The following is a 24163-nucleotide window of genomic DNA, read 5'->3' as shown; positions in this document are numbered from 1 at the left end:
CACTTTCCGTGCCGCAAAAAAATTGCGCCGGCGTTGCCGCCGGCGCAATGGTCATGCACTGGACAGTGCGCTTACTTGACGCTGATCAGCTTGATCTCGAACTGCACCGCCACGTTCGGCGGGAACGGCGTGCGCGGGTCGGCGCCATAGGCCTTGTCCGGCGGCAGGGTCACTTCCCACTTGGAACCGGCCGGCATCTGCAGCAGCGTGTCGCGCATGGCCTGCATCTCGACTTCGCTGACCTTGATCGACGGGATCTGCTGCGCCGGACGCGCCTGCGCCGGGCGCTGGCCGAACGGGTACGGACCGGCTACTTCCAGCTGCACGGTGCTGGCCTGGGTCGGCTTGGCGCCCTTGCCGGCTTCGATCACGCGGTACTGCACGCCGCTGGGCAGCGTCTGCACGCCGGCCTTGGCCTTGTTCTGCGCGATGAACTGGTCGCTCTTGGTCTTGTTCTCGGCAGCGGCCTTCTCGTAGTCGGCCTTGGCCTGCTGGGCACGGGCCTGCTCGCGCTTCTGGAACGCTTCGACGGCCGGCTTCAGCTGGTCGGCGGCGACCGCCGGCTGCTTCTTGGCGTAGGCATCCTGCAAGCCCTTCACCACCGCATTGATATCGAGCTGCTCGCCGCGGCCGGACAGTTCGGCAAGGTTGTTGCCGTAGTCGTAACCGAAGTAATAGCTCAGCTTGCCCTTCTCGGACGAGGTGTCCTGGGCGAACGCATTGCCGCTCAGGGCTAGGGCCGCCACGGCGACCGCAATAGAACGCAACTTCATCAAACAATTCTCCAGGGTGGTGGCACAGAGCGGCCTGTGCCGCCTGAGTTGACGCGTTAGGATAGCCGCCGCGGCGCGTAACCGCTACCGACGACGCAACTCTGACAAAGAAGCGCCGCCGGAGTTCCCTTCACTCTTTTTTTACATCTTTAGGAATGGCCATGTCCGGCACGCCGGTCGTCACCGCGACCCAGGATGCGATCCGCATCGTCACCGTCAACCGCGCTGACAAGCTCAACGCGTTGAATCGCCAAACATTACAGGCGCTGGACGCCGCCTTCGCCGAGGCCGAGGCCGAGGCCGCGATCCGCGTCGTGGTGCTGACCGGCGCCGGCGAGAAGGCGTTCGTGGCCGGCGCCGACATCGCCGAAATGAACGAACTCACACCGGTTCAGGGTCGCGACTTCTCGCAACTGGGCCAGCGCCTGATGCGCCGCATCGAGCGCCTGTCCAAGCCGGTGCTGGCGATGGTCAACGGGTTCGCGCTCGGCGGCGGGCTGGAACTGGCCATGGCCTGCCACCTGCGCGTGGCCGCCGACAGCGCCCGCCTCGGCCAGCCGGAGATCAACCTCGGGCTGATCCCCGGCTTCGGCGGCACCCAGCGCCTGGTACGCCTGGCCGGCCGCGCCGCGGCGTTGGAACTGTGCCTGCTCGGCACGCCGATCGATGCGGCGCGCGCGCTGCAGTTGGGCCTGGTCAACCGCGTGGTGCCTGCGGCCGAACTGCACGAGGCCACGCTGCAGCTGGCGCGGCAATTGGCCGCGGCCGCGCCGCTGGCGTTGCGCGGCATCCTCGACGCGATCCAGGTCGGCGCCGAATCGGCGATCGAGCAAGGCCTCGAGTACGAGACCGCGCAGTTCGGCCTGCTGTTCTCCAGCGAAGACATGCGCGAGGGCACGCGCGCGTTCCTGGAGCGGCGCCCGCCGCTGTTCCGCAATCGCTGAGCCGCGCGCCCCGATGCCCGACCTGCCCTCACCCGCCTCGCCGCTGCAATTGTTGCGCTGGGTGCTCGACGACGATCTCGACGCGGCGCTCGATGGCGGCCTGATGGAGTACGTCGGTGCCGCCGACGACGAGCTGCTCGATCCGGCGCATCCGCAGCTGCGCACGCAGCTGCTGGCGGCGCAACGGCGCCTGCGCGAGGCCTGGGCCGCGCGCGAACGCTACCGCGCGCGCAACGCACGCCTGGCACGCCGCGCCGCCGCACGCGAGGCACGGCGCGCGCCGCCAGCGAGCGTCGCCGCCGCGGTGCCGTCGCTGCCGCCGGCGGCGGCGGCGATCCTGGCGCGGGCCAAGGCCAAGGCCGCCGCGTGGGGTCCGCAATGAGCGCCGCGGTCGCCACGCCGCGGCGTGGGTCCACGTTGAGCAAGGCCGAGATCCACGAACTGTTCTCGCGCCTGTCCGAACTCAATCCCACGCCGACCACCGAACTGGACTACAGCACGCCGTTCGAGCTGCTGATAGCGGTGATCCTGTCGGCGCAGGCCACCGATGTCGGGGTCAACAAGGCCACGCGTCGGCTTTATCCGGTAGCGAACACGCCGGCGGCGATCCTGGCGCTGGGCGAGGATGGCCTGAAGCGCTACATCGCCACCATCGGCCTGTTCAACGCGAAGGCCAAGAACGTGATCGCCACCTGCCGCATCCTGGTCGAGCAGTACGCCGGCGAAGTGCCGCGCGACCGTGCGGCGCTGGAGGCCTTGCCCGGGGTCGGCCGCAAGACCGCCAACGTGGTGCTCAACACCGCCTTCGGCGAGCCGACCATCGCCGTGGACACGCATATCTTCCGCGTCGCCAACCGTACCGGCCTGGCGCCGGGCAAGGACGTGCGCGCGGTCGAGGACGGCCTGCTCAAGCGGGTGCCGGCGCAGTTCCTGCACGATGCGCACCACTGGCTGATCCTGCACGGCCGCTACGTGTGCAAGGCGCGCAAACCGGACTGCCCGCGCTGCGTGATCCGCGACCTGTGCCGGTTCAAGGACAAGACGCCGGCGTGAGGCTGTTCGAACGACAGCCGTGGTAGTGCCGGTCGGTTGCACTGTAGCTGCCCTGTAGGAGCGGCTTCAGCCGCGACAGCATCCAAAACCGGAACACCCGCCGCGTTCCTCGTCGCGACTGAAGTCGCTCCCACAAGGGTTCCGCAGCGCAATCGAGCTGTCGAGTTGCGAGACCTTTGCGGGAAAGACTTCAGTCCCGACTGCATGCCAGTTCGGAACATCCACCGCTTCGCTCGTCGCGGCTGAAGCCGCTCCTACAACGGCCTGCGGATAGCCGGCTGGGCGCACTGTAGGAGCGGCTTCAGCCGCGACAGCTCGTGCAGCCGGAGAACCCATCGCCGCGTTCGTCGCGACCGAAGCCGCTCCCACAAAAGCTTCCCAAGCGCAGCCGAGCTGCAAGGCCTTTTGTGGGAGGGACTTCAGTCCCGACTGCATGCCAGTTCGGAACATCCGCCGCTTCGCTCGTCGCGGCTGAAGCCGCTCCTACAACGGCCTGCGGATAGCCGGCTGGGCGCACTGTAGGAGCGGCTTCAGCCGCGACAGCTCGTGCAGCCGGAGAACCCATCACCGCGTTCGTCGCGGCCGAAGCCGCTCCCACAAAATCTTCCCAAGCGCAGCCGAGCTGCAAGGCCTTTTGTGGGAGGGACTTCAGTCCCGACTGCATGCCAGTTCGGAACATCCGCCGCTTCGCTCGTCGCGGCTGAAGCCGCTCCTACAACGGCCTGCGAATAGCCGGCTGGGTGCACTGTAGGAGCGGCTTCAGCCGCGACAATGTCCGAAGCCGAATGCCCGCAGCTGCACGCGTCGCGACCGAAGCCACTCCTGCACGATTCCCGTGGACACGCATCAGAACGACGCGGCTGCTACGCCGCGCGCTGCCCCTCCACGCGCCGGTCCAGTTCCTTCCAGTCCACCACCAGCGCGCAGCCGCGGGCGGCGGCGTTGCGGCTCCAGTCGCGCAGCAGTTCCAGGCAGGCATGGTCGACGTGATGCAGCCGCGCCACATCCAGATGCAGTTCGGTGTTGGGCGGCAGCCGCTCCAGGGTCCGCGCCATCTTAGGCACGCGCAGAAAGGTCGCCGAACCCTCCAGCGACAGGCGCAGCTTGCCGCCACCGGCCACGGCATCACCGCCGGCATCCTCGTGCGCATGCACGCCGACCTTCAGCCGCGACTGCTGCAGCGCCAGCCGCAACAGCGACAACGCGAAACCGATCAGCACGCCGGTGAGCAGGTCGGTGGCGACGATGGCGAAGGTGGTCGCCAGGTAGATCGCCGCGGTGCCGCGGCCGTAGGCGGCCAGGTCGCGTACCTGCCCGAGCTTGACCATCTTCAGACCGGTGTAGACCAGGATGCCGGCCAGGCATGCCACCGGGGTCATCCGCAGCAGCCACGGCAGCAGCAGCGCGAACACCAGCAGCCAGCCGGCGTGCAGGATGGTGGACATGCGCGTGGCGGCGCCGGCCTGCACGTTGGCCGCGCTGCGCACGATCACCCCGGTCATCGGCAACGCGCCGAGAAAGCCGCACAGCATGTTGCCCACGCCCTGCGCGGCGAGTTCGCGGTCGTAGTGGGTGCGCGGGCCGTCGTGCATGCGGTCCACCGCCGCCGCCGACAACAAGGTCTCGGCGCTGGCGATGAAGGCGAAGGTGAAGGCCGACAGCAGCAGCGTCGCGTCGAACACGCCGAGCATCTCGGCCAAGGTCGGGGTCTGGATCGCCGAAAACAGGTTGGCCGGCACGTCGACCTTGCGCACGTCCATGCCCTGCAGCTGCACCAGCGTGGTCATCGCCACCACCGCCAGCAACGCGCCGGGCACGAAGCGCAGCGGCTGCGGACGCAGCCGCTCCCAGGCCAGCATGATCGTGATGGTGCCCAGCCCGACCAACAGCGCGGCGCGACCCACGCCCGCCTCCAGCGCCTGCCACAGCACCGCCGGCAAGGCGGCGAAATTCTGCAGCCCACGCGCCTTCGGTGCCGCATCCATCAGCACGTGCGATTGCGAGGCAACGATCAGGATGCCGATGCCCGAGAGCATGCCGGCGACCACCGCCGGCGAAGTCATGCGGAACCACACCCCGGCCCGGCACAGCCCGGCGATCAACTGGATCGCGCCGGCCAGCAGGATCACCGGTCCCAACGCGGCCACGCCATGCTGGCGGACCAGTTCGAACACCAGCACGGCCAGGCCGGCGGCCGGGCCGCTGACCTGCAGCGGCGAGCCGGCGATCATGCCGACCACCAGGCCGCCGACGATGCCGGTGATCAGGCCGGCCGCCGGCGGCATGCCCGAGGCGATGGCGATGCCCATGCACAGCGGCAGCGCGACCAGGAACACCACCACCGAGGCCAGCAGGTCGCGGCCGAACGCGCCGTTGCGCAGGTAGCCGGCAAGTGCGGATGCGCCGGCGCGGGAGGGTTCTGTCATGGTTCGCATGTTCGACTCCTTCAGACCGCGACGTTGCGCAGGACCGGCACCAGGCGCGGGCGCGGGGTGGCTTCGGGCGCACGCTTGCCCTCTTCCGGCAGCAGCGGCACGAAGCGGCCCTGCTCGGCGTCGAAGGCGCGGATCTCGCCGTGGGCGATGTCGTAGATCCAGCCATGGATCCGCAGCGCGCCGCGTGCCAGCCGCGCCGCCACCACCGGCTGGGTGCGCAGGTGGTCCAGCTGCAACACCACGTTCTCCTCGGTCAGGCAGTGCAGCGCGTCCTCGGGGTGCCCGGCGTGATCGTGCTGCGCGGCGACCTGGCGCGCGCTGTCGGTGTGCTTGAGCCAGGCGGCCACGTTCGGCACGTCCTGCAGAGAGTCGGGATTGAGCACCGCCTTCATCGCGCCGCAGTCGGTGTGGCCGCAGACAACGATGTGCTTCACCTGCAACACCGCCACCGCGTATTCGATCGCCGCGACCACGCCGCTGACGTGCTGCGAGTACGGCGGCACCACGTTGCCGATATTGCGGTAGACGAACAGTTCGCCAGGCTGCGCGGCGAACATCAGTTCCGGCATTACCCGCGAATCGGCGCAGGTGATGAACAGCGTATGCGGGGTCTGGCCGCCGGCCAGTTGCCGGAACAGGCCGCGCTGGCGCGGATAGACCTCTTTGCGGAAGTGGCGGAAACCATCGAGCAGACTTTCCATGGGGGGGAACCTCGGGACAAGGGAAAGGCGTCGCCGCGGCGGATGCCGCAGAACGGGGGACAGCGAGCGAGAGCCAAAGCGCGGGCGCACTTTGCGAGTGCCGCAGGCGCTGGCGGGCGGTGGAAGTTGGATCGGCGATCGATCCCGAGGCCAGCGGCCGAGCGGGATCGGATCCGCCAGCTCAGCCGCTGGGAGGTCGCAGGCGCGGCTGCGGATGGGTGCCGGCGCCGTGCCACGCCGCCGGCTCGGGCCAGATCGGCGCGATGCGTGTCGGCCGCCATGCCGCGGCCGGCAGCACCGGCGTGTCGTCGTACGCGAGTTGATCGGCACTGCTGCGCGATGCGTCTTCCTGCGCATCGGCCGCCTGCATGTCCGGCGCAGCGGCCTGGCCGATGGCGGCCGGCGTCGGCGGCGCTGCCGTCGGCGCCGAGCGCAACGCCGGCATCAGCGCCAGCAGCGCGATCAGCAACAGTGCGGCGAGCATCGGCATCCGTTTGCGGGCATGCGAGTTCATGTCTCCACGCTACCCAGCGGGTCCGCGACCGACAAGTGGTGCAGCGCACAAAAGAGCCAATCGATGGCGCGCTGGCGAGACGATGCCGCGCTTTGTGATGTCCGTCGTGCGCCACGACGCGCATGCGGCGTTTCATCTGCGCGCCATCGGACCGCAACATGGCGCGCGTCCAATGGCGCAAAGGACGCGGTGGCGTGCAGCGGCGTGCTTGGCAGCCGTCCGCCAACTGTCACATTTACGCAATCTTCACATATTAGCCTGCGCGCATCTTCCCACCGCCCAGGCAACCCATGAAACTGTCTCGCACCCTCCTCTCGGCAGCCGTGCTCACCGCCGTGTTCGCGCCTGCCGCGCACGCCGAAATCGCCATCGACGTGATCGGCGGTTCGGAAGTCTCCTTCGAAGGCCTGGTCCAGGCCGACGGCAACTGGTACGACAACGACGTCCAGGACCTCAACGGCACCACCGGCAACAACGGCAAGAACTCCGAGTTCGGCATCCGCCGCGCCGAGCTGGTAGTCAAGGGCAAGGGCCCGGGCAATTTCGAGTGGGTTGCCGGCTACGATGCCAGCGTCCTGCGCGAGTCGGCCAACAACGGCACCACCGTGCGCAGCACCGGCAAGTTCCTGGACAACAACATCAAGTACAAGTTCGGCGGCAACGCCAACAACTTCCTGCAGCTCGGCCAGTACAAGCAGCCCAACAGCCTGGAAGAACTGTCCAGCACCAAGAACAACGACTTCATCTCCAAGGCCTCGGTCACCAACACCTACGCGGTGTCGCGTCGGCTCGGCGGCGCGGTCGGCTACGGCGACAACAACTGGAGCGTGGTCGGCAGCGTGTTCGGCCGCGAGCTGAGCCGCAACCTGGCGCACGGCAGCGGCTACGGCGCGCGTGGCACCTTCGCGCCGATCAACGAGGCGGGCAACATCCTGCACTTCGGCCTGAGCTACGTGAACTACGACACCGACGCCGACACGCTGCGCCTGCGCGCGCGTCCGGACGCCGACCTGGCCTCGGTGCGCCTGGTCGACAGCGGCAACCTGACCAACACCGACCGCATCGGCGTGATCGGCGGCGAAGCGATGTGGGTCAGCGGCCCGTTCAAGACCCAGGCCGAGTACTACAACGCCAAGGTCGAGCGCTACGGCTCCAGCGACAACTACAGCAGCGACGGCTGGTACCTCAGCGGCGTGTGGAACATCACCGGCGAGACCTGGGGCTACAAGGCCGGCGTGCCGACCACCCCGCTGCCGAACGAGCCGGCCAGCGGCATGTGGCAGCTGGGCGTGCGCTACGACAGCATCGATATGAACGACGGCGACCTGATCGCGCGTCCGGTCGGCGCACCGCTGGTCGACGGCGTGCTCGGCGGCAAGATGAGCACCTGGACGGTCGGCGCCAACTGGTACTGGCGTTCCAACTTCAAGCTGGCGCTGAACTACGTGATGGTGGACAGCAGCAAGTACAGCAGCACCACCCGCGGCAACGTCAGCGACAAGCCGAACATCCTCGAAGCGCGCGCGCAGTTCTACTGGTAATCGCCGCGGCCCGATGCAGCGCGCGGCGCATGCCGTGCGCTGCATCGGCGCCATGTTCCATGCAGCGTCATGTTTCCGTCATGTACCAGCCCCGGCACCGTCATCGAACGGTTATGTAATGCCCGCATGCGGTGCCCCGCATACCACCCTTCAGGAGCTTCCTCCGTGATCCTCTCGCTCAAATCCCGCGTCGCGGCTGCCGCCGTCGCCGCGTCGTTCGTGTTCGCCGCCAACGCCGCCGATGTCACCGGCGCGGGCGCCTCGTTCATCTATCCGGTCATGTCCAAGTGGTCGGCCGACTACAACACCGCCACCGGCAAGAAGGTCAACTACCAGTCGATCGGTTCCGGCGGCGGTATCGCCCAGATCAAGGCGGCGACGGTCGACTTCGGTTCTTCCGATGCGCCGCTGAAGCCCGACGACCTGGCCGCGTCCGGCCTGGCCCAGTTCCCGTCGGTGATCGGCGGCGTGGTGCCGGTGGTCAACGTGCAGGGCATCGCCCCGGGCGCGCTGAAGCTGGACGGCAAGACCCTGGCCGACATCTTCCTGGGCAAGGTCAAGACCTGGAACGACCCGGCGATCGTCGCCCTGAACCCGGGCGCGAAGCTGCCCGACGCCAAGATCACCGTGGTGCACCGCTCCGACGGTTCGGGCACCAGCTTCAACTTCACCAACTACCTGTCCAAGGTCAACCCGGACTGGAAGAGCAAGGTCGGCGAAGGCACCGCGGTCCAGTGGCCGGTCGGCATCGGCGGCAAGGGCAACGAAGGCGTCGCCGCTTACGTCAAGCAGATCAAGGGCGGCATCGGCTACGTCGAGCTGTCGTATGCGCTGCAGAACAAGATGGCCTACACCGCGATGAAGAACGCCGCCGGCAAGTTCGTGCAGCCCAGCGACGAGAGCTTCGCCGCCGCTGCTGCCAGCGCCGATTGGGCCAACGCCAAGGACTTCTACCTGGTGATGACCAACGCCCCGGGCGAGGCCTCGTGGCCGATCACCGCGACCAACTTCATCCTGGTCCACAAGCAGCCGAAGAACCCGGCCAGCGCCAAGGCCACCAAGGACTTCTTCAAGTGGGTCTACGCCAATGGCGACGCCCAGGCCAAGCAGCTGGACTACGTGCCGCTGCCGGACGCGCTGGTCAAGCAGATCGACGCTTACTGGAGCGCCAACCTGAAGTATTGATCGGCTCTCTCTCCGCCGATCGCTACCCGACGCGGGCCCCTCACGGGGTCCGCGTTTTTTATTTCCTTCTTCCACCGGCTCCCTGCCGCCCCCCTCCCCTTCTCCCATTGGGAGAAGGTGCCCGCAGGGCGGATGAGGGTAGGCGCGAGGCTGTGCCTGATCGGGACGCGAAGCAGCGCCTGATACCGCAAGCAGGACAAAGCGGTCCCGGATGCCGCAGGATGTATGGGCGCCGCCGGATACACGATGCAAGCACGGCCGCAGCGACTCCGCCCATCTGCGCGTGGCTTCGCCCGTACCCTCACCCCCGACCCCTCTCCCGACGGGAGATGGAAGCGAAGCGGTTGTTTTCCTTGACCAATTTCACGCACGGGCAGCCGCGTCATGAGGCTGTAACAAAAACATCATTTCATAGCGAACATCCGCCGGACCTTCCGGCCCTCTTCGCTACGGAGTGACCCCATGAAATTGCAGCCGGCACGCTTTGCCGTCCTGTCCCTGGCCCTCGCCTTCGCCGTCACTGCCTGCCAGCCGGGCAATGGCGACAAGCCGCAGGGTGCCGCCGATGCGGCAGGTGGTGCGCCCGCAGCCGCTCCGGCCGACGGCGCCAAGACCGCCGCGGAAATCTCCGGCGCCGGCGCGTCCTTCATCTATCCGCTGGTGTCCAAGTGGTCGGCCGACTACCACACCGCCACCGGCAACAAGATCAACTACCAGTCGATCGGCTCCGGCGGCGGCATCGCCCAGATCAAGGCCGGCACGGTCGATTTCGGTTCCTCCGACAAGCCGCTGGACAGCGCCGAGCTGGCTGCCGCCGGCCTTGGCCAGTTCCCGTCGGCGATTGGGGGCGTCGTGCCGGTGATCAACATGGACGGCATGGAAGCGGGCAAGCTGAAGCTGACCGGCAGCGTGCTGGCCGACATCTTCCTCGGCAAGGTCACCACCTGGAACGACCCGGCGATCGTCGCGCTGAACCCCGGCACCACCCTGCCCAGCACCAAGATCAACCTGGTGCACCGCTCCGACGGCTCGGGCACCAGCTTCAACTTTACCAACTACCTGTCCAAGGTCAGCCCGGAGTGGAAGAGCAAGGTCGGCGAAGGCACCTCGGTACAGTGGCCGGGCGGCGTCGGCGGCAAGGGCAACGAAGGCGTGGCATCGTACGTGCAGCAGATCAAGGGTTCGATCGGCTACGTCGAACTGGCCTACGCGCTGCAGAACAAGATGCCGTACGCCTCGCTGCAGAATGCGGCCGGCAACTGGGTCCAGCCCAACGCCGAAAGCTTCGCCGCGGCGGCCGCGTCGGCCGACTGGGCCAACGCCAAGGACTTCAACCTGGTCATCACCAACGCCGCCGGCGCGCAGGCGTGGCCGATCACCGCCACCAACTTCATGCTGATGCACAAGCAGCCCAAGGATGCGGCGCGCAGCAAGGCGACCCTGGAGTTCTTCAAGTGGGCGTTCGAGAAGGGCCAGCCGCAGGCCAACGACCTGCACTACGTGCCGCTGCCGCCGGAACTGGTGCAGCAGATCGAGGCGTACTGGGCCAAAGAGTTCAAGTAAGCGCCACCCCGCTTCCGCCCTCGCCGGCGGAAGCAGGTGCGCGGCGGCAGGACGCGCCGCGCACGTGACTCCCGCTCGGCGTCGCTGCAGGCAGCGCCGGGCGCCGCATCGGTACGACGTATTCCGGACTTTCGGGTTCCCGCCTGCGCGGGAGCGACGCAGCCACCCACCGCGCGCGGCCACCGCCGCCGCGGCAACGATCGGATCGCGCCACCGCGCGCTCCGGCAAACACCGAGCCCATGAACGCCACTGTCATTCCCGAAGCGATATCGGCGCCCAGCGGACGCGACCTGCGCGACGCCCGTGCCGACCGTCTGTTCCGCTGGACGCTCACCGCCACCGTCGTCTTCGTCCTCATCGCCCTGGCCAGCGCGGCACTGTCGATGCTGTGGGGCGGCCGCCATGCCTTGCAGATGCAGGGCCTGAGCTTCTTCTACTCCAGCGAATGGAATCCGGTCGAGAACAAGTACGGCGCGCTGGCGCCGATCTACGGCACCCTGGTCACCGCCATGATCGCGATGCTGATCGCGGTCCCGGTGAGCTACGGCATCGCCTTCTTCCTGACCGAAGTGTCGCCGCGCTGGCTGCGCGGCCCGATCGGTACCGCCATCGAGCTGCTGGCCGGCATCCCGTCGATCATCTACGGCATGTGGGGCCTGTTCGTGCTGGTACCGGTGATGACCGAATACGGCACGCCGTGGCTCAACGACCACATCGGCACGCTGCCGGTGATCGGCCCGATGTTCCAGGGCCCGCCGCTGGGCATCGGCCTGCTCACCGCCGGCTTCGTGCTGGCGATCATGGTGATCCCGTTCATCTCCTCGGTGATGCGCGAGGTGTTCCTGACCGTGCCGACGCGCCTGAAGGAATCGGCCTACGCGCTGGGCTCGACCAAGTGGGAAGTGAGCTGGGACATCGTGCTGCCCTACACCCGCTCGGCGGTGATCGGCGGCATCTTCCTGGGCCTGGGCCGCGCGCTCGGCGAGACCATGGCGGTGGCGTTCGTGGTCGGCAACACGGTGCGGCTGTCGCCGTCGCTGCTGGAGCCGGGCACCACCATCGCCGCACTGATCGCCAACGACTTCGGCGAGGCCACCGAGACCTACCGCTCGGCGCTGCTGCTGCTGGGCTTCGTGCTGTTCATCGTGACCTTCGTGGTGCTGGCGATCGCCCGCCTGATGCTGCAGCAACTGTCGCGCCGGGAGGGCAACTAAATGGCCGCCGACATCGCCGACCGCCTGTACAACCGCCGCCGCGTGGTCAACGTGTTCGCGCTGCTGCTGTCCTGTTGCACCGCGCTGTTCGGGCTGGCGTTCCTGGGCTGGATCCTGTGGACCCTGCTGTCCAAGGGCATCGCCGGCATCAACATCGACCTGTTCACCCGCATGACCCCACCGCCGGGCGAAGAAGGCGGCCTGGCCAACGCGTTCTTCGGCAGCGCGGTGATGTGCGGCCTGGCGCTGCTGATCGGCACCCCGCTGGGCGTGGCCGCCGGCACCTGGCTGGCCGAATACGGCAATGCGCGCAAGACCGGCCAGGTGGTGCGCTTCGTCAACGACATCCTGCTGTCGGCGCCGTCGATCGTGCTCGGCCTGTTCGTGTACACGCTGTACGTGATGCAGACCGGCGGGCGCTTCTCGGCGATGGCCGGCGCGCTGTCGCTGGCCTTCATCGTGCTGCCGGTGGTGGTGCGCACCACCGACGAAATGCTGCGCCTGGTGCCTTCGCAGATGCGCGAAGCGGCGCTGTCGCTGGGTATCCCGCAGTGGAAGGTGACGGTGCAGGTGCTGTACCGCAGCGCCTCGGCCGGCATCGTCACCGGCGTGCTGCTGGCGCTGGCGCGGATCAGCGGCGAGACCGCGCCGCTGCTGTTCACCGCCTTCGGCAACCAGTACTGGAACAACAACGTGATGCAGCCGATGGCGAGCGTGCCGGTGGTGATGAACTCCTTCGCCGGCAGCCCCTACCCCAGCTGGCAGCAGCTGGCCTGGTCCGGCGCGCTGGTGCTCACCGTGTTCGTGCTGCTGGTCAGCCTCGGCGCGCGCGGCCTGCTGCGCCGCTACAAGACTTCCAACGATTGATTCCCCTATGGAACCGGCCATGAACGATCACCACAACACCGCACCGATGCACCGCATCGCCATGCCCGCCGGACACACCGCGCTGGCGCCATCGCCGGTCAAGGTGGCCGCACGCGGCCTGGACTTCTACTACGACAAGTACCACGCGCTGAAGGGCATCAACATCGAGGTGCCGGAAAAGCGCGTCACCGCGTTGATCGGCCCGTCCGGTTGCGGCAAGTCGACCCTGCTGCGCATCTTCAACCGCATCTATGCGCTGTATCCGAAGCTGGAGGCGCGCGGCGAGGTGCTGCTGGACGGCGAGAACATCCTGTCGCCGAAGTACCCGATGAACCGCCTGCGCAGCAAGGTCGGCATGGTGTTCCAGAAGCCGGTGCCGTTCCCGATGACCATCTTCGAGAACGTCGCCTACGGCATCCGCCACCACGAGAAGCTGTCCAAGGCGGACATGACCGACCGCGTCGAACAGGCGCTGCGCCAAGGCGCGCTGTGGGACGAGGTCAAGGACAAGCTCGGGCAGAGCGCGCTGGGCCTGTCCGGCGGCCAGCAGCAACGCCTGTGCATCGCCCGCGCCGTCGCCCTGCGCCCGGACGTGCTGCTGCTCGACGAGCCGACCTCGGCGCTGGACCCGATTTCCACCAGCCGCATCGAGCAACTGGTCGAAGAGCTGAAGAACGACTACACCATCGTCATCGTCACCCACAACATGCAGCAGGCCGCGCGCGTGTCCGACTACACCGCCTTCATGTACCTGGGCGACCTGATCGAACACGACCGCACCGAGATCATCTTCTCGCAGCCCAGCAAGCAGCAGACCGAAGACTACATCACCGGCCGCTTCGGCTGAGACGCCCGACGCCAGCCCCGCGACGCCAGGACGGCCGCGGCGACACTAACGAATCCAACGGACCTACGACATGAACACCCAGCCGAACGAGCACATCGTGAAGAGCTACGACGAAGAACAGCACCGCATCGCCGCGGAGATCGTGCGCATGGGCGAGACCGCAGTGGCGCAGCTGGAAGCGGCCCTGGACGTGGTCGAACGCCGCGACGACAACGCCGCGCTGCGCATCGTGGTCAACGACGAGGCGATCGACGCGCTCGAGCATGCGATCAGCAGCGACGTGATGCGGCTGGCGCTGCGTGGACCGATGGCGCGCGACCTGCGCGAGATCCTCGCCGGCCTGCGCATCCCGGCCGACATCGAACGCATCGGCGACTACGCGGCGAACGTGGCCAAGCGCTCGATCGCGCTGAACACCTCGCCGCCGATGCCGCAGACCCTGGGCCTGCGCCAGCTCGGCAAGCTCGCCGCGCAGCAGGTCCGCGAAGCGCTGCTCGCCTACCGGAGCAACGACGCCGACGCCGCGCTGCGGGTCCGCCAGGGCGATGCGCTGCTGGACGCGCAGTACACCGCGCTGTTCCGCGAACTGCTGACCTACATGATGGAGGATCCGCGCAACATCACCCCGTGCACGCATCTGCTGTTCATGGCCAAGAACCTGGAGCGGATCGGCGACCACGCCACCAACATCGCCGAGAACGTGTGGTTCCTGGTGCATGGCGACCAGCCGCTGCCGCCGCGCGACAAGCGCGACGAAACCAGCAGCACCTCGGGCATCTGAGTCTGGATTCAAGCGGCTCCGACGCGATCGATACTTGGCGACACATAGCGACGCGTGCAAATGATGGAATCGCCAGGAAACGCCTATTCACCGGCTGGCGCCTAGCGTGTGGGAACGCGTGGAGCCGTTCCCCATCGACCGCCCGACAGGTCGCCACCGGCGTGATCAGCAGCGTCATCGCCAACAGCCACTGAGGCTGAGGCGCATGGCGCGATCGGAAGGCCCCGCTTCGGCGGGGCTTTTTCGTTGCGCACGGCGCAGCGCCGCATGCGGCGGACTGCGCCAGCGGGTACGCTTGGCGGACACGGCCAGCGTGGCGACGCCGGCACCACGTCCGTCTGCCAGGAGAGTCCGCATGTCCATCCCCTCGCGTCCGTCCACCGCCCTCGCCGGCGCCGTCCTGCTCGGCGGCCTGGGCCTGTCCGCCTCCGCCCTGGCGATGACCGACCTGGCCCAGGGCTATGCGCTCGGCGCCCAGGCCGCGGCGCCGCCGAGCGCCGATAAGGCAGCGACCGCCGTGCCGGCGCAGCCCACCTCCAAGTCCAAGTCCGCGGATGCCGCCGGCACCGACAAGGCCGCCGAGGGCACTTGCGGTGCGCATGCGCAGCAAGCCGCCAAGGCCAAGCCGGACAAGTCCGCCACCGCCCCGGCCCAGCACGACGACAAGGCGATGGCCGAAGGCAAGTGCGGCGAAGGCAAGTGCGGTGGCGGCGGCTGATTCCGTCCTGCGCAGGCCGGACGCGGCCAGCGCCGGACTCGGCCTGCGCCGCGGCCTGCTGCCGGAGCTGCTGCAGGCAGCGCCAACCGCATTCGATTTTCTCGAGTGCGCGCCGGACAACTGGATCGGCGTCGGCGGCCGCCTGGGCGCGATGCTGGACACGCTGGCCGCGCGCCACCCGCTGAGCTGCCATGGCCTGTCGCTGTCGCTCGGCGGCATCGCGCCGCTGGACGCGGACCTGCTCCGGCAGACCCGGCAATTCCTGGATCGGCACCGTGTCGCCTTGTACAGCGAACACCTGAGCTACAGCGCCGACGACGGCCAGCTCTACGAACTGCTGCCGCTGCCGTTCACCGACGAAGCGGTGCGCCATGCCAGCGCGCGCATCGCCCAGGCGCAGGACGCGCTGGGTCGGCGCATCGCGGTGGAGAACGTGTCCTACTACGCCGCGCCCGGCCAGGCGTTAAGCGAAGCCGAGTTCGTTGCGGCGGTGCTGGCCGAAGCCGACTGCGACCTGCTGCTCGACGTCAACAACGTCTGCGTCAACGCCGCCAACCATGGCTACGACGCCCTCGCCTTCCTCGCCGCGATGCCGAGCGCGCGCATCGCCTCGTACCACATCGCCGGGCATCGCGACGACGCCGCCAGCGCGTTGAAGATCGACACCCACGGCGCAGCGGTGGCTGCGGACGTGTGGGATCTGCTCGACGCCGCCTACCGCCTGCACGGAGTGCGCCCGACCCTGCTGGAGCGCGACAGCCAGTTCCCGCCGCTGTCCGATCTGCTGCACGAGGTGCAGCGCATCCGCGACGCACAAGCGCAGGCCATGTCGATGCAAGCAGCGCATGTGGCGCATGGCTGACTCCCTGCACGCGCAGCAGTTCGCGTTGGCCCTGCACCTGCGCGATCCGCAGCGGCACGCCCCGCCGCCGGACATCGAGCCGCGGCGGCTGGCGGTGTATCGCGCGCTGTTCTTCGACAACATCACGCAACTGCTCGCCTCGCACTTCCCGGTGCTGCGCGCCACCCTTGGCGAGGACGCATGGCAGGCACTGCTGCGCGCCTTTTGCGCCGAGCATCGCGCACGCACGCCGCTGTTCCCGCGCATCGGCGGCGAGTTCGTACGCTTTCTGCAGCAACGCGGCGAGGATCCGCAACGGCCATGGCTGGCGGAACTGGCGCACTACGAAACGGTCGAACTGGAGGTGCAGATCGACACTGCGCCACTGCCGCGGCACGATCCGCACGGCGACCTGCTCGACGGCATTGCGCAGCTCTCGCCCTGGCTGCGCCTGCTGCGCTATCGCTGGCCGGTGCAGCGCATCGGCCCGGCCTGGCAACCGGGTGAAGCGCCGGCGCAGGCAACCTGCCTGCTGGCACGGCGCGACGCCGACGGCCAGGCGCGCTTCGCCGAACTGGCGCCGCTGGCGTATGCGCTGGTGGAGCGGCTGCACGTCGGCGCGCACAGCGGACGCGCGCTGCTGCAGCGCCTGGCCGCCGAGCACGGCCAGGACCCGGACGCGCTACTGCACGACGGTGCCGCGCTGCTCGAGCGCATGCGCCAGCAGGGCAGCGTGCTCGGCACCCGCCTGTCGGCTTGAGGCGCGCAACGCGATAACCAAGCACGGCGGCATTTCGATCCACCGGCCATGCCACTGTAGGAGCGGCTTCAGCCGCGACAGGCCCTATGGGAACGCCCGTCGCGACTGAAGTTGCTCCCACAACACTCCGCCGACAGCGAACCCTCGATCTGACGTCGCGTCACCGATCTGCAGAAATTCGTCTCGCCGCGTGCCGCGGCGCCTGTGTCGAAGGCGCGCGCCTGACCCGATCCGTCTTCGCCAAGCCAGCGCGCGCCCTGTCGCGGCGGAGGTTTAGCCACGCTCTGCTACCCTGCACGCATGAACGATCACGTCGAAAGCCCGTCCCAGCCCCTCGCCGCCACCCCTATGTCGCGGCGTTTCCGCGGCTATCTGCCGGTGGTGGTGGACGTGGAGACCGGCGGCTTCGACTGGAACCGGCATGCGCTGCTGGAGATTGCCGTGGTCCCGATCGAGATGGACGAGGCCGGCCAGTTGTACCCCGGCGCCACCGCCAGCGCGCATGTGGTGCCGGCGCCCGGCACCGCCATCGACCCGAAGTCGCTGGAAGTCACCGGCATCATCCTCGACCACCCGTTCCGCTTCGCCAAGCCCGAACGCGAGGCGCTGGACCACGTGTTCGCGCCGGTGCGCGCGGCGGTGAAGAAGTACGGTTGCCAGCGCGCGATCCTGGTCGGCCACAACGCCCATTTCGACCTGAATTTCCTCAACGCCACCGTGGCCCGCTGCGGCCACAAGCGCAACCCGTTCCACCCTTTCAGCGTGTTCGACACCGTGACCCTGGCCGGCATCGCCTACGGCCAGACCGTGCTGGCCCGCGCCGTACAGGCCGCCGGCTTCGACTGGAACGCTGCCGACGCGCACAGCGCGGTCTACGACACCGAGCAGACCGCCCGCCTGTTCTGCAAGATCGCCAATGCGTGGCCGGCGCCGCAGATCGGTTGAGGGCCTAGCACCGACCGCCGCCGCACCGCATTGCCGGCCAGAGGGCCGACGCTTCACCAAGCCCGCTTCGCCTTGCGGCTCTCAACTCAGGTATCAGCTGGCTATGGGAATGTTCCGGCAACTGATCATTATGGCCGCCCTGCTCTGGGCAGGCAGCGCGCATGCCGACGATTTCCTGCGTCGAAACGTCCTTTACTTCCTGCAACACGCGTCCGTGACGGCCCATGTCCGCATTGACGGCACTCGTACCATCAAGGAATTTCGCGACCTCACGACCGGGCGGGTCGGATACAAAACGTTCGAGGTGACGGCCACCGTCATCGAGGGATTCAAGGGCGTCGGACCAGGCAAGATTACGTTCGCCGTCGTCCAGGAGCAGCCTTCCGACCCGCCACGCAACGGCCAATTCATCGTCAGCCTGAATCGCGACAAGGATGGCCGTCTCGTCTTTGCGGATGACAGCGTCTTGTGGGTGGCCGCCAGCCCAGACCTGCTTGCCGCAGTCCGCGCGGGCGGATAATTGAAGAGTGCATTCGGGCAAAGCCGCCTCGCGGCTCGATGCAGGCAGATAGTCAGATAAAAATGTCTCAGGATCAACATCAAGAGCTTTGGTACCAGGCCGCAGGTGGGCAGTCGCTTTGCGCACTCATAAACGGTGGTGTCGGTTGCTTGATGTACCTGCGCGAAGCCGGAGACGCTGGATTCAGCTCACGCAACCCGGACTATTCCGGCCCTGAGGATGCGATGATTGAGTTCATCCTTGGCAACGGCCAATTGGATCTCTATCCGGCATCGTGGACACTCCCACTGGCGCATGTCATGCGGGCCATCGATTACTTCCAATCGACAGGATTACCGCCACCCTTTATCGCTTGGAATAACGACTCAGACGATGGCAGCCTGCCCGGCCCTATCACCTAAACAATTCTGACCTGGCCGATTCGAATGCCTGGCCTTTGCGCGGCCATGGGCATGGTCACGCTCAGACCCAACCAGAATTGATCGATGCTCGATTTCATCGGAGAACTCGGCGGACTCGATCCATGGCTGTGGCGTGGATGGGCGTATCTGTTTTCCTCTTCCTACCGTGCGAAGCGCCACGCGCGATGGGCCGCAGAAGGCCGCATCTACGCTTTGGCGGATATCGTGTTCTCACTGGCGATCATGGCACTGGAGATTTATCTGGTCGTTGTTTTTTCCAATCTGGCACTCGAGAATTTTGGCAGTCGCCGCTGACAGTTTCTCAAGCCAAGCCCGCGCCCCGCACACACCAAGCACTCACCCCACACACACCCGATCCCGCCCCCCACTCTTCGCCCGATACAGCGCCACGTCCGCGCGCTGCAGCAGCTGGCTCGGCGTTTCCTCTCCGCTCAGCGCGACCAGGCCGGCGCTGAAGGTCACCCGCAGCGCCGGGGCGTCGGCCCACTGCAGGCGCGCGTGGAACAGGTCGCGCAGGCGCGCGGCCATGCGCTCGGCGTCGGCCAGCGGGGTGTCGCCGAGCAGCACCACGAATTCCTCGCCGCCCAGCCGCGCCGGCAGGTCGGAGCCGCGGCAGGCGCTCAGCAACAGTTGCCCGACCTCGCGCAGCACCGCATCGCCGGTGGCGTGCGAGTAGCCGTCGTTGATCTGCTTGAAGCGGTCGATGTCGATCACCAGCAGGCACAGCGGACTGCCACCACGCTGCGCGCGGCGCATTTCGCGCAGCAGCACTTCGTCGAAATGGCGGCGGTTCGGCAGCCCGGTCAGCGCGTCCTCGTGGGCCTGGCGCTCGAATGCATCGGCCTGGTCCTGCAGTTCGGCCAGCAGCTGGCTCTTGTCGGCGTCGGCACGCAGCAGCCGCTCGGTCTGCAGTTGCAGGGCGCCGGTGCGCTGCTTGACCAGCCGCTCCAGGCGCAGATTGCGCCGCTTGTAGCGGGCGATCAGGTAGCGGTACAGGGCCACCAGCGCGAGCAGCAACGCCAGCGCGGCAGCGGCTTGCACGCTGCCGCGTTGCCACCACAGCGGGGCGACGCTGAAGTGCCAGACCGCCTCGCGCGCGCTCCAGGCGCCATCCGGATGCGCCGCGGCCACCCGCAAGGTGTAGTCGCCGGGCGGCAGGCCGATGAATTCGACGCTGCGCTGCTGGCCGCGTTCCACCCAGTCCTTGTCCAGGCCGTCGAGCCGGGTGCGGTAGCGGATGCGCTCGGGCAGCAGATAGCTGAGACCGACGTAGGACACCGCGATGCGCGTGGCGCCGGGCAGGCGCGACTGGCGCCGCCAATCGAACGCCTGCCCATCCAGCAGCACGTTCTCGATCGCCGCCGGCGGCGGCAGGCGCTCGCGGAAGCGCAGCAGCCGGCGCGGATCGACCGTGCTGATGCCGCCGGCGGTGACCAGCCACACGCTGCCGTCGCCGCGCACGATTTCCGATGGGCCGGAGCTGCCGTTGCCCTGGGCATTGGCCATGCCGTCGATCTCGTTGTAGCGGGCCACCTGCAGTCTGCTGGCGCGGCCGTCGGCGACCGCGTCCAGCGCGTCGGCGCTGGTCCGCAACACGCCGCGGTTGCTGCTGATCCAGACGTTGCCGAGGCGGTCGCGGACCAGCTGGAACACCGTGTCCACCGGCATGCCCTGCTCCAGCCCTACCCGCGCCAGGCGGCCGTCGCGATAGCGGTGCAGGCCGCGGTCGGTGGAGATCCACACGTCGCGGCCCAGCGCCTGGAAGCCGAACACGCTGCGTGCGCCGCCCAGCGGTTCCAGCGGCAGCCGCTGCACGCGGCCGTCGCGCAGCACCGAGGCACCTTCGACCGAGCCGATCCACAACGCGCCGTCGATGCTGGCCAGCGCGGTGATCAGCCCCTGCGGCAAACCCGGCACGTCGGCGACGCGCGCCTGCTCGCCGTCGATGCGCACCAAGCCGCGCTGGGTGCCGATCCACACCGTGCCGGCGGCGTCCACGCTGATCGCGCGGACGTGGCCGCTGGGCAGGCCGTCGCCCTTGTCGTAGTGGTGGCGCACGCGGCCGTCGCGCAGCCGGTACACGCCGTCGGCATACGTGCCGACCCACAGGTCGCCGTCGCGGCCGCGCGCCAGGCTCAGCACCGACGGGGCGCTGCCGTCGGCGTTGCGCAGGCCCGACGGCGCGATGTTGCCGTCCGCCGCCATCCGGTCCAGGCCGGCGGCGCTGCCGATCCACAGCGCGCCGTCGGGCGCTTCCAGCAGCGCGCGCACGTAGTCGCCGCTGAGTCCGTCGCGGCGCGTGTAGCTGGTGAACAGGGTTTCGCGCAGCCGGAACAGGCCGCCGTTGGCGCCGATCCAGACGCTGCCCTCGGCGTCTTCGAGCAGGCTCACCACGCGTCCGTTGGGCAGCACCTCGCCCGGCGCCATGTGCTCGATACCGTGCCGGCCGATGCGCAACAGGCCCTGGTTCTCGGTGCCCAGCCACAGCGCACCGTCGCGGTCGCGCAGCATCGCGGTGAAGTGGCCGTAGCCCGGCAGGCGCTGCACCAGCACGGCGCGCTCGCCCTGCAGCCGGTACACGTTCTCGCCGGCCACCAGCCACAGCGCGCCGCCGGCATCGCGGTACGGCCAGGCCAGGCCGGGCGGCAGCCCGAACGACTGCGGCGCGCGCCGCAGCACGCCCTGCGCGTCGCGGTACAGCAGGCCGTCGAGACTGCCGATCCAGACCCGGTCGCGGTCGTCCACGGCGATCCGCGGGAAGCTGTTGGCCAGCGGCAGGTCCGGCGGCGCCGGCTGGTAGTCGAAGCGGCCGTCCGGCCACAGGCAACCCAGACCGTTGCCTTCGAACAGCAGCCACAGCCGCCCCTGGCGGTCTTCGGTCATGGCGTGGATCAGCGCGCGCGGCCAGCCGGGCGGCTGCCGCCAGAAGCGCCAGTTGCCGGCGCGGTCGTAGCGGCCCAGGTTGCCGCGCGAATCGCTGAGCCACAGCGCGCCGTCGCGGCCGACGTACAGCGCGCCGACGCCGTTGTCGGGCAGGCCGGGACGGGTGCTGCGGTCGATCACCGCGAAGTCCAGGCCGTTGTAGCGCACCAGGCCTTCCCAGGTGGCGAACCACAGGCGTCCGTCCGGGGTCTGCGCCAGGTCGCGCAGCGAGTTGTGCGGCAGGCCATTGCGCGAGGTCCAGGCATCCACGGCGTAGTCGCGCAGCGGCGGCGGCCCGGCAGCGGCCGGGTCGGCGGCAGCGGCCGCGGCCGGGCCTATTCCGAACGACAGCGCGAACAGCGCCAGCAGCAGCAGCCACGCATGCGCGGCGCGGCGGACCGCCGCCGCATGCCCCGACGCCACCGCCCTCACCGGGTCGATCCGGCCTGGAGTGCGCTAGCGCATGCCATCGATCCCCGTGCGGGTCGCACGAGGCTTGCGCGTGCGCGGGCTGAACCAGCGAGCCGGCGGGCGGGCGCCGGCGCGCCATGACGCCGCGCCGGGCGGATGCCAGCGCGGCTCTGCGGGTCGGTGCTGCCAGGAGGCAATGGGCGCCATGCCCCGGGGCACGGCGGCCGGCCAGGATCGGCGAGACGGGGGCGATGCTGGCTCATTACCGGAACGGAACACGGGAAGAGCGCACATGGTAGGCAAAAATCCGCCGCCGCGGTGGACGCGCGTGCCGCGTTCAGCTGCGGCGCAGCGGCGCCGCCCATTGCACGCAGGCTTCCAGGCACACCGAGCCAACATCCGGCACCCACTGTAGGAGCGACTTCAGTCGCGACCAACGAAGTGGGAGAGCCGAACGATGTCGGCCTAGGTCGGGGCTGAAGCCCCTCCTACAAATGCGCCATGCCTGCGCATCCATTTGCTCGCGCAGCAAACCATCCGTGACTCGGACGCGAGCGCGCAGCGCCTCACCCCATGCGCTGCCGCACCGCTTCGAACAGGGTCACGCCGGTCGCCACCGACACATTGAGGCTCTCGATGTCGCCCGGCATCGGAATCTTGACCAGGCCATCGCAGTGCTCGCGGGTCAGGCGGCGCAGGCCGTCGGATTCGCCGCCCAGCACCAGCGCCACATTGCCGCGCAGGTCCTGCGCGTACAGCGAGGTTTCGGCCTCGCCGACCAGGCCGTAGATCCACACGCCCTGCTTCTGCAGGTCGCGCAGGCAGCGCGCCAGGTTGGTCACCGCCACGATCGGAATGCGATCGGCGGCGCCGGCCGAGGTCTTGCGCACGGTGGCATTGACCGGCGCCGACTTGTCCTTCGGGATCACCACCGCGGTCGCGCCAGCCGCGGCCGCACTGCGCAGGCAGGCGCCGAGATTGTGCGGATCCTGCACGCCGTCGAGCACCAGCAGCAGCGCGCGGCCTTCGGCGGCGGCGACCAGGCCTTCCAGCTCGTTCTCGCCCCAGGTACGCGCCGCGGCATAGCGTGCGGCCACGCCCTGATGCCGCACCGAGCCGCCGACGCCGTCCAGCGCCTGGGTATTCACCCGCCGCACCTCGATGCCCTTGCGCCGCGCGTTCTCCTCGATCTCCACCAGCCGCGGGTTCTTGCTGCCCGCCTCGATCAGCACTTCGCGCACGTTGTCGGCATCGTTCTCGATCGACGAGGCCACGGCGTTGACGCCGACGATCCACTGGTTCTGCTTGCTCATGAGGCGGGGACTGCGAGGAAGGAAAGCGGGAATGGTAGGCGTTGCCGGCGCCCACGTCACATCGCAGGCGGCGCATGACCGCGTCGACCAGGGCATCCGCGTCATGTGCAGCAGGGCGACAGGACCGATGGAGCAGCGACCGCGCAGCGGTGCCAAGCTGGCGGCACGCACGAGGATCCCGTTCGCCCGGCACGAACAGAAACTGCCTGCAGCGGCCACAACGACCACCGCGACACGTCCGAACGTCTATGCGGCGGCACTGCCTCGTGCCCCACAAGCCTTCGGCGAAAATCCCGGCGAGCAGGCCTGGATCGGCGTCCGGCGTGGCTCGGCGACAGCCCGCTCAGCCCGGCCAACGCTCGGTGTCGTGGTCCGGATGCTGGTGAGACACCAGTTGCGCCAGGAACGGCGCCGCGTCCAGATCGGCCTCGGTACGGATCGACGGCAGCCGATGCAGGCCGTCCACGAACGGCAGCTTGCCTTCCAGCCCGTACTGGATCCGCGGCGGCAGCGCCGCCGGATCGTCGAACGCGCCAGCGGCCACGGCGACGCCGTCCGGCGCCTCGTAGGTCAGCGGCGTGCCGCAGTCGGCGCAGAAGCCGCGCCGCACCAGATTGGAAGACTGGAAATGCTTCGGCGCGCCACGCGTCCACGCCAACTCGGCGCCGCGCGTGGACACCAGCGGCGCGTAATAGGCGCCGAACGCCTTCTGGCACATCCGGCAATGGCAGATCGAGGCGTCGTCGAGCCGGCCGCGCACCCGGAAGCGCACCGCACCGCACTGGCAACCGCCGCTGTAGTCGTCGTGGTCCATATCTGCTCTCCGCTGCGAATCGCATCGCGCAGGAAGCGCCCCCTGCGCGTCGCGCAAGGAGCCAGCGATCGCGGCGGC

The 24163-nt window shown here is 68.6% G+C and carries 24 protein-coding genes; 17 read left to right on the top strand and 7 right to left on the bottom strand.

The window, feature by feature from the left end; genetic code table 11:
• Positions 1 to 71 precede the first annotated feature (71 nt).
• Positions 72 to 773: an FKBP-type peptidyl-prolyl cis-trans isomerase gene (locus HEP75_RS08220; protein ID WP_145707454.1), complete on the bottom strand. Its 702-nt coding sequence runs from the start codon at positions 771 to 773 to the stop codon at positions 72 to 74.
• A gap of 161 nt (positions 774 to 934) precedes the next feature.
• On the opposite strand from HEP75_RS08220, the gene HEP75_RS08215 reads away from it, so the two are divergent.
• From HEP75_RS08215 to nth, 3 genes are read left to right on the top strand one after another with little or no spacing between them, the layout of a single operon-like run.
• Entirely contained in the window at positions 935 to 1717 is a 783-nt protein-coding gene (locus HEP75_RS08215) for an enoyl-CoA hydratase-related protein (protein ID WP_185826088.1), read from the top strand.
• Positions 1718 to 1730: 13 nt separating this feature from the next.
• Entirely contained in the window at positions 1731 to 2099 is a 369-nt protein-coding gene (locus tag HEP75_RS08210) for a hypothetical protein (RefSeq protein WP_185826087.1), read from the top strand.
• Positions 2096 to 2770, top strand: a complete 675-nt coding sequence (gene nth / locus HEP75_RS08205) for an endonuclease III (RefSeq protein ID WP_185826086.1) — start codon at positions 2096 to 2098, stop codon at positions 2768 to 2770. The genes HEP75_RS08210 and nth overlap by 4 nt, the downstream gene beginning before the upstream one ends.
• An 863-nt stretch (positions 2771 to 3633) precedes the next feature.
• On the opposite strand, the gene HEP75_RS08200 is transcribed toward nth, so the two are convergent.
• The 3 genes from HEP75_RS08200 to HEP75_RS08190 form a co-directional block, all read right to left on the bottom strand.
• Positions 3634 to 5196: a SulP family inorganic anion transporter gene (locus tag HEP75_RS08200; RefSeq protein ID WP_185822816.1), complete on the bottom strand. Its 1563-nt coding sequence runs from the start codon at positions 5194 to 5196 to the stop codon at positions 3634 to 3636.
• Positions 5197 to 5216: 20 nt separating this feature from the next.
• On the bottom strand, positions 5217 to 5906 hold the full coding sequence (locus HEP75_RS08195) for a carbonic anhydrase (RefSeq protein WP_185826085.1): 690 nt from the start codon (positions 5904 to 5906) through the stop codon (positions 5217 to 5219).
• Between the two features lie 181 nt (positions 5907 to 6087).
• Positions 6088 to 6390: a hypothetical protein gene (locus HEP75_RS08190; protein ID WP_255424036.1), complete on the bottom strand. Its 303-nt coding sequence runs from the start codon at positions 6388 to 6390 to the stop codon at positions 6088 to 6090.
• Between the two features lie 320 nt (positions 6391 to 6710).
• Between HEP75_RS08190 and HEP75_RS08185 the strand changes: the two genes are divergently transcribed.
• From HEP75_RS08185 to HEP75_RS08120, 14 genes are all read left to right on the top strand, one after another.
• The gene (locus HEP75_RS08185) at positions 6711 to 7961 is read left to right on the top strand and encodes an OprO/OprP family phosphate-selective porin (protein ID WP_185815961.1); all 1251 of its coding nucleotides are present in this window, start codon (positions 6711 to 6713) and stop codon (positions 7959 to 7961) included.
• 165 nt (positions 7962 to 8126) lie between these two features.
• Positions 8127 to 9146 (top strand): phosphate ABC transporter substrate-binding protein PstS, encoded by a 1020-nt coding sequence (gene pstS / locus HEP75_RS08180; protein WP_185822813.1) that lies wholly within the window; start codon positions 8127 to 8129, stop codon positions 9144 to 9146.
• 462 nt (positions 9147 to 9608) lie between these two features.
• Positions 9609 to 10709 (top strand): phosphate ABC transporter substrate-binding protein PstS, encoded by a 1101-nt coding sequence (pstS, locus tag HEP75_RS08175; protein ID WP_185815959.1) that lies wholly within the window; start codon positions 9609 to 9611, stop codon positions 10707 to 10709.
• 240 nt (positions 10710 to 10949) lie between these two features.
• A complete protein-coding gene (gene pstC, locus HEP75_RS08170; protein WP_185815958.1) occupies positions 10950 to 11924 on the top strand; it encodes a phosphate ABC transporter permease subunit PstC in 975 nt (324 codons plus the stop codon).
• Positions 11925 to 12791: a phosphate ABC transporter permease PstA gene (gene pstA, locus HEP75_RS08165; protein ID WP_185826083.1), complete on the top strand. Its 867-nt coding sequence runs from the start codon at positions 11925 to 11927 to the stop codon at positions 12789 to 12791.
• Between the two features lie 19 nt (positions 12792 to 12810).
• A complete protein-coding gene (gene pstB / locus HEP75_RS08160) occupies positions 12811 to 13638 on the top strand; it encodes a phosphate ABC transporter ATP-binding protein PstB (protein ID WP_185815957.1) in 828 nt (275 codons plus the stop codon).
• 70 nt (positions 13639 to 13708) lie between these two features.
• Positions 13709 to 14419 (top strand): phosphate signaling complex protein PhoU, encoded by a 711-nt coding sequence (gene phoU, locus HEP75_RS08155; RefSeq protein WP_185815956.1) that lies wholly within the window; start codon positions 13709 to 13711, stop codon positions 14417 to 14419.
• Positions 14420 to 14774: 355 nt separating this feature from the next.
• Positions 14775 to 15137 (top strand): hypothetical protein, encoded by a 363-nt coding sequence (locus HEP75_RS08150; RefSeq protein ID WP_185826082.1) that lies wholly within the window; start codon positions 14775 to 14777, stop codon positions 15135 to 15137.
• The gene (locus HEP75_RS08145; RefSeq protein WP_221899319.1) at positions 15124 to 15999 is read left to right on the top strand and encodes a DUF692 domain-containing protein; all 876 of its coding nucleotides are present in this window, start codon (positions 15124 to 15126) and stop codon (positions 15997 to 15999) included. Before HEP75_RS08150 ends, HEP75_RS08145 begins: the two co-directional genes overlap by 14 nt.
• The gene (locus HEP75_RS08140) at positions 15992 to 16738 is read left to right on the top strand and encodes a putative DNA-binding domain-containing protein (RefSeq protein ID WP_185826081.1); all 747 of its coding nucleotides are present in this window, start codon (positions 15992 to 15994) and stop codon (positions 16736 to 16738) included. The genes HEP75_RS08145 and HEP75_RS08140 overlap by 8 nt, the downstream gene beginning before the upstream one ends.
• 300 nt (positions 16739 to 17038) lie before the next feature.
• On the top strand, positions 17039 to 17683 hold the full coding sequence (gene rnt, locus HEP75_RS08135) for a ribonuclease T (RefSeq protein WP_185826080.1): 645 nt from the start codon (positions 17039 to 17041) through the stop codon (positions 17681 to 17683).
• Positions 17684 to 17792: 109 nt separating this feature from the next.
• Entirely contained in the window at positions 17793 to 18203 is a 411-nt protein-coding gene (locus HEP75_RS08130; RefSeq protein ID WP_185826079.1) for a hypothetical protein, read from the top strand.
• Positions 18204 to 18241: 38 nt separating this feature from the next.
• Complete coding sequence (locus HEP75_RS08125) at positions 18242 to 18604, top strand: Imm1 family immunity protein (protein ID WP_221899318.1); 363 nt, start codon at positions 18242 to 18244, stop codon at positions 18602 to 18604.
• Between the two features lie 84 nt (positions 18605 to 18688).
• Entirely contained in the window at positions 18689 to 18919 is a 231-nt protein-coding gene (locus tag HEP75_RS08120; RefSeq protein WP_185826077.1) for a hypothetical protein, read from the top strand.
• A gap of 42 nt (positions 18920 to 18961) precedes the next feature.
• Here the strand turns inward: HEP75_RS08120 and HEP75_RS08115 are convergent, their stop codons facing one another.
• The 3 genes from HEP75_RS08115 to HEP75_RS08105 form a co-directional block, all read right to left on the bottom strand.
• Positions 18962 to 21886, bottom strand: coding sequence for a ligand-binding sensor domain-containing diguanylate cyclase (locus HEP75_RS08115; protein ID WP_255424088.1), 2925 nt, complete (start codon positions 21884 to 21886; stop codon positions 18962 to 18964).
• 638 nt (positions 21887 to 22524) lie between these two features.
• Positions 22525 to 23271, bottom strand: coding sequence for a 23S rRNA (guanosine(2251)-2'-O)-methyltransferase RlmB (gene rlmB / locus HEP75_RS08110; RefSeq protein WP_003467227.1), 747 nt, complete (start codon positions 23269 to 23271; stop codon positions 22525 to 22527).
• 343 nt (positions 23272 to 23614) lie between these two features.
• A complete protein-coding gene (locus HEP75_RS08105) occupies positions 23615 to 24085 on the bottom strand; it encodes a GFA family protein (RefSeq protein WP_185815950.1) in 471 nt (156 codons plus the stop codon).
• Positions 24086 to 24163 lie beyond the last annotated feature (78 nt).

The organism is Xanthomonas sp. SI, from assembly GCF_014236855.1.
Lineage (GTDB): Bacteria > Pseudomonadota > Gammaproteobacteria > Xanthomonadales > Xanthomonadaceae > Xanthomonas_A.
Note: the sequence above shows the minus strand (reverse complement) of the source record. Positions and strands in the feature narration are given on the sequence as shown.